This is a genomic window from Achromobacter sp., assembly GCF_049647645.1.
Classification (GTDB): domain Bacteria; phylum Pseudomonadota; class Gammaproteobacteria; order Burkholderiales; family Burkholderiaceae_B; genus Achromobacter.
On record NZ_JBARYB010000074.1, the window covers coordinates 1 to 13,506 of the forward strand.

A 13,506-nucleotide genomic window follows, 5' to 3' on the forward strand; every position below is an offset into this window, starting at 1 on the left:
CGGCGCCGACGCTGGCAACATCAGCATCGCCGAGAACGCCACGCAACCGGTCACCGGCGAACTGACCGTCACCGCACCGGAAGGCCTGGCCACCGTCAAGATCGGCGACACCACCCTCACCGTCGCCGAACTGCAGGCGCTGGGCACCACCCCGCGCGTCATCGACGGCACCCAGGGCAAGCTCACGCTGACCGGCTACGACGCCACCACCGGCAAGATCACCTACAGCTACCAGCAGACCGGTACCTCGAAGGATCACTCCGCCGGCGACAACTCCGTCACCGACAAGTTCACCGTCACCGTCACCGATGCGGCCAACCAGGTCAAGTCCGATGACCTGGTGGTGCTCATCACCGACACCGCTCCTGAAGCCAAGAACGACACGGCGGGCATCACCGAAGACACGACCGCCCCCATCACCGGCAACTTGTTGGGCAACGACACGCTCGGCGCCGATGCAGTCACGACGGTCATCACCACCGGCGACGCCAAGTACGGCACGCTGGTGGACAATGGCGACGGTACCTGGTCCTATCAGCTCAACAACAGCCTGCAGGCTGTCCAGGGGCTGCAGGCCGGCCAGTTGCTGACCGAGACCATCCGCTACACCATCACCGACGCCGACGGCGACATCAGCGAAGCCGTGCTGACGATTACCATCACTGGCACCAACGACCTGCCCTCCATCAGCAACGCCAGCATCAACCTGTCCGAAGAAGGCCTGCCGCACGGCATACCGGACAACACGGGCACCACCGATACGACGAACGCCGTCACCTACTCCGGCAACCTGACCATCTCCGATTTGGATGTGAAGGACACCCATACCGTCACCTTGGTCAAGCCGGCGGACAACGCCCTGACCTCGCAAGGGAAACCTGTCGTCTGGACCTTGTCGGACAATGGCCACACCCTGGTCGGCAAGGACTTCCACGGAAACCCCGTCATCACCGTCACGATGACCGACGCGGGCGGCTACACCGTAACCCTGTCGGGCCAAGTGGATCACCCGACGAACTCGATCGAGGACGTGCTCCAGCTTGGCATCGGCGTGCAGGTCAACGATGGCCACGCCACCAGCAACGGCACCATCACGATCAATATCGAGGATGACAGTCCGGAATTCGGCGCCGTCACCAATACGGTGATGGAGAATGCCGCTACCAGCGCCACCGGTACTCTGGAGTTCCATACGGGCGCCGACGCCGTGGGCGCCACGCTGGTTGTGTCGTCTGTCGGTCAGCTGCCGCAGAACTGGACGACCAGCGCGCTCAACAAGTCTTCGGTCGACATCTTCTCGCCCAGCGGGACCAAGATCTTCACGGTGACCCTGAATCCGGAGGGCGGCTATACCGTCACCCAGCACGAAGCCCGGCCCGGGACGACCGCGTCGATCGACCTGGCCTCCTCGATCAGCAACAACCCCCAATCCACCTATGACCTCGGCTATGCCACGCTGAGCGCCGGCGGCGGAAAGACGTTCAACGCCAACACGTTCGGCAGCGGAAATTCGTTCGGGATCGGCAACACCTCCTTCGACTCGGGCGAAAGCTTCCGCATGGACTTCAAGAAAGCCCTCTCGGATTTCACGCTGAATGTCGCGGAAGTCAAGGGAAGCGGCACGCTCAATGTCACGATATGGAGCGATGGCGTTTCCAAGGTCATCACCGTACCCGTGAACAATACAACTGGCGCCATCCACATCACGAAGGAGATGTTGAGCCAGGGCACCCCCTCGTTCTCTCAATTCGATAGCATCGAGGTCACCGCGGGCAGCGGCGTCAAGATGTCCTTCCTCACGACCGGCTCCTATACGGAAAGCGTTCCCGCCGGCCCGATGGACTTCACGGTTGGCGTTACCGGAACGGATGGCGACGGCGACAAGGTGAACACGCATTTCAACGTGACCTCCACCGCGGAGTCCGCCGTTACGAACGCGACGAACAAGGTCGCGGAAGCCACTGGCGACACCGTTACGGGAACGATGCAGATTTCCGCAGCGTTGGGCATCGTGAGCGTCGACGTAAACGGCGTGGACGTCACCAAGGCGACGAATGCCAACCCCGTCAGCCTGACCACGGGCAAGGGCACGCTGAAGATCACCGGCTACGATCCGGCTACCGGCAAGCTCACTTACACCTATACCGAGAAGGGGAAATCCCAGGATCACTCTAACGGCAAGGACAGTGTTCATGACGACTTCACCGTGACCGCCAAGAATGCTGGCGGCCACGGTAGCAGCGGCAAGCTGACCATCCAGATCACCGACAGCGCGCCCGAGGCAAAGCCGGACACGGCCAGCGTGACGGAAGACAAGGTCTTGGAAGCCACGGGCAACGTCATCACCGGCACCGGTGCGGACGCCGTGGGCGCCGACGTGACCACCGTGGTCGGCGTGGCCAAGGGTTCGGCCAACCAGAACAAGGCGATCGAAGGCAACGTCAACGCCGAGGTCAATGGCGTGTACGGCAAGATCACAATCCACGCCGATGGCTCCTATACCTATACCCTGAACAACACCGATCCGCGCGTCAATGCACTGGGGCAAGGCGACAAGCTCTCGGACGTGTTCTCGTACACCATCCGTGATTCCGACGGCGACTTCAGCACCACGACCATCACCATCACGATCAACGGCACCAATGACGTGCCGGTGATGACCAACGACTTCCGGTCGGTCACGGAAGATGTGAACGTCACGGGCGGAAATCTCACCGTCAAGGGCGCGGTCACGATCACGGATCCCGATGCAGGCCAGTCGACCTTCGACACCGCCACCCTCAAGCTCGCCAGCAGCACGCATGCGGGCGGAGCGCTGGGCGTCATCGTAATGAAAGCCGATGGCACCTACACCTACAACGTCAACAACGCCGCGATCCAGTTCCTCAAGGCGGGCGAAAGCATCGTCGAGACCTACACGGTCGCCTCCGCCGACGGCTCGGCCACCAGCACCATCACCATCACCATCAATGGTGTCAACGACGCGCCCACGACCGTGGACGGTTCCGCGAACCTGGAAGCTGGCGATAACCAGTACGTCTTCTCGTTGAACGATTTCCGCTTCGACGATGGAGCCGAAGGCAATAGCCTGCAAAGCGTCATCATCACCCAACCGCCCACCAGCGGCACGATGACCTATAACGGCAAGCCGGTCACGGCCGGCATGGAGATTCCGAAGTCGGCCATCGAACAAGGCCTGCTGAAGTTCACTCCGGGCGCCGACAAGCAGGACAGCTCCTTCAATTTCCAAGTGAAGGACAATGGCGGCACGGCGAATGGCGGCAACGACACCTCGACCGAGCACAAGTTCGTCATCTCCGCCGATCACCTGGTGACCAACAGCAATGACGACAGCGGCAGCGGCGGCAAGCCGCCGCTGAACGGCGGGTCGGGCGATGACATCATCCTGGCGGACCAGGGCGGCTACGTCACGACCGTCAACCCCGGCACGAACTACAACATCGCGCTGGTGGTGGACCGTTCGGGCAGCATGTCCGCGCAATCGGGTTCCGGTGTCAACCGCATGCAGCTGGTCAAGGACGCGCTGGTCAAGCTCGCCAACGATCTCGAGCACCACGACGGCATCGTCAATGTATCGCTGATCGGCTTCGCAACCCATGCTCAAGATCCGATCACGATCAACAACCTCACGAAGGACAATCTGAGCCAGTTGATCAAGGCGATCAACGATCTGACTATCGCGACGGGTAACACTGCGGGGACCAACTACGAAGCCGCCTTCAACGCGACCGTGAAGTGGTTCGCCGATCAGGGCAAAGCAAATTCCAGCGGTACGAAGTTCGAGAATCTGACGTTCTTCCTGACCGACGGAAACCCGACACAGTACTACTACAACGACAAGAAGGGGGTGGACGGACCGGGTAACGATACCGACTACAACACCATGAAGGAATCCGTCGACGCCTTCAAAGCCCTGAGTGGCACCAGCAAGGTCCACGGCATCGGTATCGGGACTGGCATCGACGGCAACATCCTGCGCTTCTTCGACAATACAGACAGCGCTGGCGACGGCCAGATCAGTTTTCCCACGAAGTGGAACTTTTGGGGAACCCCAATTGAATGGACAGCCGTCTCTGGCAAGACTGGCTCCATTGACATCGTCAACACCGCCAACGACCTGGCGGCCGCGCTCAAGGGAGGCAGCAGCACGAGCAATCCGGCTGAAGTCGGCCACGACACCGTCTACGGTGGCGACGGCAACGACATCATCTTCGGTGACGCGATCAACACCGACCACCTGGCGTGGGCCGGCAATCCCGCGGGATCCCACAATGGTGGCGGTCTCGACTCGCTGAAGGACTACCTCAAGGCGGTGGACGGCGTCGCCCCGACGAACGAACGGATATACGAGTTCATCAAGCAGAATCCGGGTCAGTTCGATGCGGCTGGCGACACGCGTGGCGGCAATGACGAATTGCACGGCGGCAAGGGCGACGACATCATCTACGGCCAGGGCGGCAACGATGTCCTGTGGGGTGATGACGGCAACGACAAGCTCTATGGCGGAACCGGCAACGACGAGCTCCACGGCGGCGCCGGCAACGACATCCTGGTCGGCGGCAAGGGCAACGACACCATGTGGGGTGACGGCGGCAGCGACACGTTCAAGTGGCAGCTTGGCGACCAGGGCACCACGGCGCAGCCTGCGATCGACACGATCAAGGACTTCTCGAAGGCCTCGGTCGCCGACGGCGGGGATGTGCTGGACCTGAAGGACCTGCTCGTGGGCGAGAAGGACGCCAACCTGTCGCTGTACCTGAACTTCAAGCAGGATCCGGCCAACTCCAACAACACGCTGATCGAGATCAATACCCAGGGCAAGCTCGCCACCCAGGGCGCGGATCAGAAGATCGTGCTGGAGAACGTCGACCTGACTCACGACGCCAACGGTCAGGCCATGAGCAACCAGGCCATCATCAACGATCTGCTCCTGAAGAGTAAGCTGAACGTCGACCACAACTAAGCAGCAAGCCCCGGGAAGGCCCGCAACGGCCTTCCCGGCTTGGCAAATTTTTCCCTAGCAGCAACGTTGCTGCTAGGCACTATCAGTGTTGCCAGTATCGAGCTCTGGCAACGCCATCTAGTATCTGGCCATCTTGGATAACGCCCTGGAAAGGGAACCAACATGGCCGATACGTCTCCCGCTATCGTCAACGAAATCTCCGGTCGCGCGTGGCTGCGCCATGGCGATGGATCTCTGACCGAACTGCATCAAGGCAGCAAAGTCCCTGCCGGCAGCGATATAGTCACTGCCTCGGGCGCCACGGTTTCCCTTCAGGTTGAAAACGGCATGCCGATCGTCATCGGCGAAGACCGCATGGTCGCGTTGACCAACGAGATGACCGCCACATTGGACGACCCGTCCGAAGCCGCATTGGCGCCGCCCTCGGGCACCGACTCCGATCGTCTGTTGGCTGTCCTGCTCGACAGCCGCGACCTGTTCGATGAACTCGATCCCACCGCCGCCGCCTTGGCCGGCGGCGGTGGCGACGGCGGCAGCAGCTTCGTACGCCTGGCTCGCCTTCTTGAAACCACCAGCCCGCTCGATCTGACCTATTCGAATCCCAGCCGCAGTGACATGAACTTGCCCCGCATGTCCGGCGCTGGTGCCATCAGCAACGACGACGACGAACCGCCCACGCCAGTCAGCGTCAACACCGCGCCCGGCGCGCGGGATGACGCGGGTCTAGGCGATCAGAACAGCCAGGTACGCGGCAACCTGCTCGCCAACGACGCGGACCCAGACGGCGATCCGCTCGCGATAACGTCGGTCGGCGGCCGGTCCATGACCTCGGACGGCGTTGTGGTGGCGGGAAGCAATGGCGGCACATTCACCGTCCTGGCTGACGGCAGCTACGTCTACGAGCCTGGTGATGAATATGAACATCTGGCCGCGGGTGAAGCCGCTACCAGCACCGTGTCATACACCATCGCCGATCCCAGCGGCGCCACCTCCACGGCGACCGTCGTCGTGACGATCGCCGGCACCAACGACGGTCCGGTATCCACCGCCATTTCCAGCATCTCCAGCGTGGATGCGCAGACGGACATAAGCTATGACGTCTCTGGCCACTTCTCGGATCCAGACGCCAGCGACCAGCTTACATACACCGCGGCCGGCCTGCCGCCGGGGTTAAGCATCGACCCAATCACTGGAATCATCAGCGGCGATATCAGCCATTCTGCTTCGCAAGGCGGTATCGAAGGGCGTTACACCGCAACTGTCACAGCAACCGACGCGTCCGGCGCCACGACTTCCCAGGAGCTCCACTGGAACGTCACCAATGCGATGCCTGCCGCAGCTGGCGATGCCGGCGCCACGGATGAGGACACCCCCCTCACCGTCGGCGCCCGGTATGGCGTGCTGACCAACGACAGCGATCCGGACGGCGACACCCTGACTGTCTCCCATGTGAACGGCAGTGCAGCCAGCGTGGGCGCGGCAATCGCAGGAACTCACGGCGGCATGTTCACGCTGAATGCCGACGGCTCCTACATCTTCAGCCCTGGCTCTGCTTTCCAACATCTCGGCGTCGGCGAAAAAGCCTACAGCTCGATCACCTACTCCGTCTCCGATGGCGAGGGAGGAACGACCTCCGCTACTCTCTCAGTCGAAGTCGTCGGAACCAACGACGCGCCCATCCTCCAGGCTCAGATCAACCCGATATTGGAGGACCACGCCGCGTCTGGCAACGTGCTCACGGGCGCGGTCGACGTCGACAATGACACGCTGACCATCACAACATTCACCGTCAATGGCGCAAAGTATGCCGCTGGCAATACCGCATACCTCGCTGGCATGGGTTCGGTTCTCGTCAACGCAGATGGCAGCTATACCTTTACGCCAGATTCGAACTGGAACGGAGATGTCCCGCAGGTCACCTACACCGCGACAGACGGAACAACGACGATCTCATCCACCTTGGATATCCATGTGCTGCCCGTCAACGACGCACCTGTCACGCTAGACGGTTCCGGCAACGTCGCGGCTGGCAATAGCTACGTGTTTGGCATGAATGACTTTCCGTTCTCCGACCCAGGGGAAGGCCATTCGATGTTATCCGTGATCATCGACTCCCTGCCCACCGGCGGCACGCTGTCCCTGGACGGGAAGCCGGTAGTACAGGGACAGGAGATCAGCGCAAAGGATCTGGCCGGCGGCAAGCTGGTGTTCGACCCCGACACATCCAATACCGGCGCAAGCGCCGGCGCATCCCTCGAGTTCCGTGTCAAGGACAACGGCGGCAGCACCGATGGAGGAGAAGACAGATCTGATCAACAAACATTCAAAGTACACGTCGACCAATTTTTGGATAGCTACAACGGCAACGAAACGGTATCTGGCGGCTCAGGTAACGACGTGCTGCTGGGCGATCAAGGTGGTATGGCGAAGAACGTGATTGCAGGTACCAGCTACAACATCGCACTATTGCTGGACCTGTCGTACTCAATGGGCTGGACGAATAGTTCCAACCCGGATGGGGATACGGCGCTCGATGCCGCAAAGAAGGCGCTCAAGCACTTGCTGGAAAGTCAGTTGGCGACGCATGAGGGAACCATCAACGTGTCGCTGATCACGTTCAATGACGAGGATATCAGGGTACAGAAGTCGATCTCGGACCTGACACCAGACAATGTCGACGAAATAGTGAGCAGTCTTCTGCATCTGGAGACCGGGCCAAACACGCCATATGGCGCCGCCCTGCATGAAACCAAAAAATGGTTTGATGGCCAGCCCACGGTGGATGACCACGGCAATCCGTACAAGAATCTCACCTACTTCCTGACGGATGGCGAGCCAACCCCCGAGAAGAACTATGATGCCGACGCCGAGTTCAACAAGCTTGCTGAAATCAGCGACGTGCATGCTATTGGCGTCGGCTCGCGGATTTTTCAAGGCAGACTCGACAATTTCGACAACACCGGCGGTTGGTTCACGAATAGCTCCGGGCATATCAAGCAGATCAACTTCGACGGCGACTGGGTCGAGGGCGCCGACGACCCCGCTAGATGGCAGCGTGAAGGCGATGGCACTGTCGAGCGTCCGACCTACACTTCCAGAGGCAGCTGGGGCCACTTCACATCAGGCAAGATGGCCCTCACGGATACGACAGCGGACGGTCAATCGTTCACCGTAACCATGAATGTGGCCGACAAAATTACGATAACCAATCCGACCGGCGCCTCGTTCAGATTTGACTTGTGGCTTTACAACAAGGGTCCGGTAGATACGTTCAAATGGATCCTGCTGAAATGGAGTGGTTCTGAATGGGTAGCGGTTGAATCGGGCACCGAGGCAGCCACTCAGACCGACAGCTACTATGGGCCGGGCGATTACCTCTTCCAATTTGTGCTCAATGACAATAGCCCAACCGACGATCAACTCCACGCACAAATCGGAGGCATTTATACATCCACGGAGAACCGCAGAGGCGGCTCACAGATTGTGCGGGATCCTTCAGAGCTCACGGCAACGCTAACCGGCAACCAGTCGAGCAATGAAGCCGCCTCGGTCGGTGACGACAAGATCCATGCCGGTGACGGTTCGGACATCCTGTTTGGCGATTCGATCAATACGGATCGTTTGCCCTGGGGTCTCGATGGCACCCCCGCCCAGCCCGCGGACCTCCCCGCCGGGTCCGGCCTGGACGCGCTCAAACAGTTTCTGCTACTAAAGAACGGCATCCAACCCACCGACGCCGATCTGCACAAGTTCATCTCGGACAACCACGCGCTTTTCGACGTGCAGGGCGATACGCGCGGAGGTAACGACGAGCTGCATGGCGGCGCGGGCAACGACATTCTCTATGGCCAGGGTGGAAGCGACCTACTCCACGGCGACGAGGGCAACGACGTCCTGTCTGGCGGTACCGGCAACGACACACTCTTTGGCGACGCCGGCAACGATGTTCTGCTCGGAGGCAAGAGCAATGACATCCTGTACGGTGGTTCGGGCAGCGACACGTTCAAGTGGCTACTCAACGACCAAGGCGCCGCAGGCACCTCGGCGGTGGATACGATCAAGGATTTCTCGGTCCTGAAGCCCGCGGATGGTGGCGACATTCTGGATCTGCAGGGATTGCTGGTCGGCGAGGATGACGGCTCACTGGCCCAGTATCTGAATTTTCACAAGGAAGGCAACGATACGGTCATCGACGTGCATACCCGGGGCAAGCTGAGCGCACAGGGCTCGGACCAGAAGATCGTGCTGGAGAACGTCGACCTGACCCACGATACCTACGGCCAGCTCATGAACAACCAGGCCATCATCAACGACCTGCTGCAAAAGGGAAAGCTGATCGTTGACCACGGCTAAGCAGTGGGTCCACGGAAGAATCGCAGCAATCTTCGCATGATGCACTTTTCCACAAGCCTCAATGCAAATTACTTGACACTATTAGTATTGCCAGTTTCGAGCAATCACGGCGACATTTAGTATCAAACCATCTTGGACAACGCTCTATAACGAGACCAATATGGCCAACAATTCTGCCGCAATCGTCAACGAAATTTCGGGTCGCGCGTGGCTACGCCATGGCGACGGCTCTCTTACCGAACTGCATCAAGGCAGCAAGGTCCCCGCTGGTAGTGACGTCGTCACTGCTTCGGGCGCCACGGTTTCCCTTCAGCTTGAAAACGGTTTGCCGGTTGTCATCGGCGAAGGCCGCATGGTCGCGCTGACCAACGAAATGACAACCACGTTGGACGACCCGTCTGAAGCCGCGGTGGCCACGCCCTCGGGTACCGACTCCAACCGTCTGTTGGCGGCCCTGCGCGAAGGCCGCGACCTGTTCGACGAACTCGATCCCACCGCCGCCGTCGTGACTGGCGGCGGTGGCGACGGTGGCAGCAGCTTCGTACGGCTGGCCCGCCTTCTTGAAACCACCAGCCCGCTGGACTTGGCCTATTCCAATCCCGGCCATCGTGCCGATGTCATGCCACGCGTTTCCAGTAGTACCGGTTCCGTCGTCGACGAAGACGAGGCGCCTCCACTGGTCAACGTCAACCACGGGCCCAGCGCAAGGGACGATGCTGGCCAAGGTGATCAAAACAGTCTGGTGCGCGGCAACTTGCTCTCCAACGATTTGGATCCCGACAACGATCCTCTGGCGATCACGTCGGTGGGCGGCCGCCCCATGACCTCGGGCGGCGTCGCGGTTGAGGCCAGCAATGGCGGCACGTTCACCGTACTGCCTGATGGCAGCTACGTCTTCACGCCCGGCAGCGAATACGACCACCTCGCGGCGGGCGAATCCGTGACCAGCACCGTGTCCTACACCATCACGGATCCCCGCGGCGCCACCTCTACGGCGACCGTCGTCGTGCTCATCATCGGCACCAACGACGGCCCGGCATCCACCGCCATTTCCGGCACCTCCAGCCTGGATGCGCACACGAACGTGAGCTACGACGTCTCCGGCCACTTCTCGGATCCAGACGCCAGTGACAAGCTCACCTACACTGCAACGGGCTTGCCGCCCGGCCTGAGCATAGACCCGCGCACTGGCATCATTACTGGCGACATCGATCCTTCGGCCTCGCAAGGCGGAAGGGCCGGCGTCTATGACATCACCGTTACCGCCACCGATCCCTCAGGCGCAACCACCTCGCAAAAGTTCGACTGGGCCATCGCCAACCCCGCACCCATCGCTGCCGACGACTCGGACGCTGCCAGCGAGGACTCGTCCCTCAACGTCAGTGCTCGAAACGGCGTGCTGGCAAACGACCGTGATCCAGACGGCGACACCCTTACCGTATCGCACGTCAACGGCAACACGGCAAACGTGGGCGTCGCCATCGCGGGTTCCGACGGCGGCACGTTCACGCTGAACGCCGACGGCTCCTACAGTTTCAACCCAGGCTCCGCCTTCCAGCACCTCGGCGCCGGCGAACAGACTCACAGCTCGATCACATACATCGTCTCGGACGGCCAGGGAGGTACAAGCACGGCCATCTTGACGGTCGAAATCACCGGCACCAACGACGTACCGGTCCTGCAGGCTCAAGCCACTCATGTATCTGAGGACAACGCGGCTTCCGGCAACGTGCTCGCGGGAGCGGTCGACGTCGACGATGATGCGCTGACTGTCACTATGTTCACGGTCAACGGTGCGACGTACTCCGCCGGCAGCACCGCGTACATGGCGGGCATGGGTTCGATCCTCATCAACGCCGACGGTAGCTATGTGTTCACGCCGGACGCGAACTGGAATGGAGCCGTCCCGTCTGTCACGTATACCGTGACAGACGGGACGGCTATGACCTCCTCCACGTTGAGCATCAGCGTTCTACCCATCAACGATGCTCCAGTCTCTCAAGACGGCTCCGGCAACGTCGTGGCTGGCGGAGGTCGCTATGTATTCGGGTTGAATGACTTTCCGTTCTCCGACCCAGGGGAAGGCCATTCCATGAAGTCCCTTTTCATCGATTCCCTCCCCTCGGTCGGAACGCTGCTCCTGAACGGCAAAGTGATCAAGTCGGGGCAAGAGATCAGTGCGGAGGACCTGGCCGGCGGTAAGCTGGTGTTCCTGCCCGGCGCTGGAAACGCCAGCGACAACAGCGGCTCGTCATCCTTCGATTTTCGCGTCAGAGATAACGGTGGTACCGCCGACGGCGGCCAGGACATTTCCCGCCAGCATCTGTTCAAGATGAATGCGGGCCTGTTCATCGCCGGCGACGACGACAACGGCGACCGGTCGAAAATCATGGACGATTGGAATGGCGGCAATGGCGATGACGTGATACTGGGCGACCACGGCGGCGTGTTGGGACTCCCCCCTCCTCCGCCGGATCCTACTGACCGGCCGGGTCGACACGCGGAGGCCGGCAGCAGGCCTGACTATGTGCTGGCTACACCCGACATCGACCGCCTCTATGGCGGCGACGGTTCGGACATTCTTTTCGGCGATGCAATCAATACGGACCAGTTGCCCTGGGGCATCGATGGCAACCCCGCCAGACCCGAGGGCTTGCTAGACGGGTCTGGTCTGTGGGCGCTCAAACAGTTTTTGCTGCTGAAGAACGGCGTGCAGCCTACGGATGCCGATCTGCACAAGTTCATCTCGGAAAACCACGACGCCCTGGAGGTACATGGCGATACACGCGGTCGCTTCGACGTACTGTACGGCGGCGATGGCGACGACATCCTCTACGGCCAAGGCGGCAATGACGCATTGTACGGTGGCTATGACCGCGACACCCTGTCGGGCGGCACGGGCAACGACTATCTGGAAGGTGGCGCTGGCAAGGATGTCCTGATCGGCGGCATGGGCAATGACCTCCTGTATGGCGACGGCAATGGCGTCCAGTACGACGACAACAGCGACACGTTCAAGTGGGTACTGGACGACCAAGGCACCACGGCTGCCCCGGCAGCGGATACGATCATGGACTTCTCGACTCAGAAGCAGGCCGACGGTGGCGACATCCTGGATCTGCAGGAACTGCTGATCGGCGAGCACGACAGCACCCTGACCAACTATCTGAATTTTTACCTGGAAGGCAACGGCACCGTCATCGACGTGAATACCCAGGGCAAGCTAGGCACCCAGGGCGCGGACCAGAAGATCGTGCTGGAAAACGTGGATCTCACCCACGATGTCTACGGCCAGTCCATGAGCAATCAGGCCATCATCAACGACCTGCTGCAGAAAGGTAAGCTGAACGTCGACCATGCCTGAGCAATAGCTCCCGGGAAGATCCGCAACGGGTCTTCCCGCCCCGCATGACGCATTTTTTCCCTGGGCGCGTCTAAGATGCCCGGAAAAATGTGAAAATCCGTTTCATGCCATCGTCCCGCCGTTTCCGCCGCACGCTGAATCTGTGCCGATTGGCTTTGCTATGCCTGGCTTGCGGCTGGGGCGGAAGTTCCGCCCTGGAGGTGAACGCCGACCGGCTGCAGAGCCTGTCGGCCAGCCGCTATGGCGCCAAGGGCTCGAAGGCTGTGTCGGAATGGTTGCAGCTGATGCGCAGCCCCGCCCCCGCCCAGGAAAGAGGCGCGCTGACACAGGCTAATGATTTCTGGAACCGCTCCCTGATGTCCGGCGAGGACATCACCATATGGAAGCAGGCCGATTATTGGGCCACGCCCTTAGAATCGCTGGGCAGAGGCGCTGGCGACTGTGAAGACTACGTTATCGGCAAGTACTTCACGCTGCTGGCGCTGGGCGTGCCGGCCAACAAGCTGCGCTTCATCTACGTCCGCGCACGGATCGGCGGCGCCGCAAGCAGCACCCAGATCGCCCACATGGTGCTGGGCTATTACGAAACTCCCAACGCCGTGCCGCTGGTGCTGGACAATCTGATCTCGACCATTTTGCCCGCCACGCAGCGTCGCGACCTGACGCCGGTGTTCAGTTTCAATGCCGACGGCGTCTATGTGGACGGCAAACCCGCCGCGCCGGTTGACCGTCTCAGCCGCTGGCGTGATCTACTTCAACGCATGGAACGGGAAGGCGTACGCCCCTGACGTCCGGAAATAAGACT

At 60.8% G+C, this 13,506-nt stretch carries 4 protein-coding genes; all 4 read left to right on the plus strand.

Features of this window, described 5'->3' with window-relative positions; genetic code table 11:
- The coding region (locus tag WBB14_RS08630; protein ID WP_424239454.1) for a VCBS domain-containing protein at nt 1-4,984 on the plus strand (4,984 nt) is incomplete at its 5' end.
- Between the two features lie 162 nt (nt 4,985-5,146).
- The gene (locus WBB14_RS08635; RefSeq protein WP_424239455.1) at nt 5,147-9,337 is read left to right on the plus strand and encodes a retention module-containing protein; all 4,191 of its coding nucleotides are present in this window, start codon (nt 5,147-5,149) and stop codon (nt 9,335-9,337) included.
- Between the two features lie 160 nt (nt 9,338-9,497).
- Nucleotides 9,498-12,701, plus strand: a complete 3,204-nt coding sequence (locus tag WBB14_RS08640; protein WP_424239456.1) for a retention module-containing protein — start codon at nt 9,498-9,500, stop codon at nt 12,699-12,701.
- A 104-nt stretch (nt 12,702-12,805) separates the two neighbouring features.
- Nucleotides 12,806-13,489, plus strand: a complete 684-nt coding sequence (locus WBB14_RS08645) for a transglutaminase-like cysteine peptidase (RefSeq protein WP_013392874.1) — start codon at nt 12,806-12,808, stop codon at nt 13,487-13,489.
- Nucleotides 13,490-13,506: the final 17 nt, after the last annotated feature.

Coding starts and splice junctions, on each gene's coding strand:
- WBB14_RS08635 (WP_424239455.1), top strand. CDS start 5,147: ATGGCCGATACGTCTCCCGCTATCGTCAACGAAATCTCCGGTCGCGCG.
- WBB14_RS08640 (WP_424239456.1), top strand. CDS start 9,498: ATGGCCAACAATTCTGCCGCAATCGTCAACGAAATTTCGGGTCGCGCG.
- WBB14_RS08645 (WP_013392874.1), top strand. CDS start 12,806: ATGCCATCGTCCCGCCGTTTCCGCCGCACGCTGAATCTGTGCCGATTG.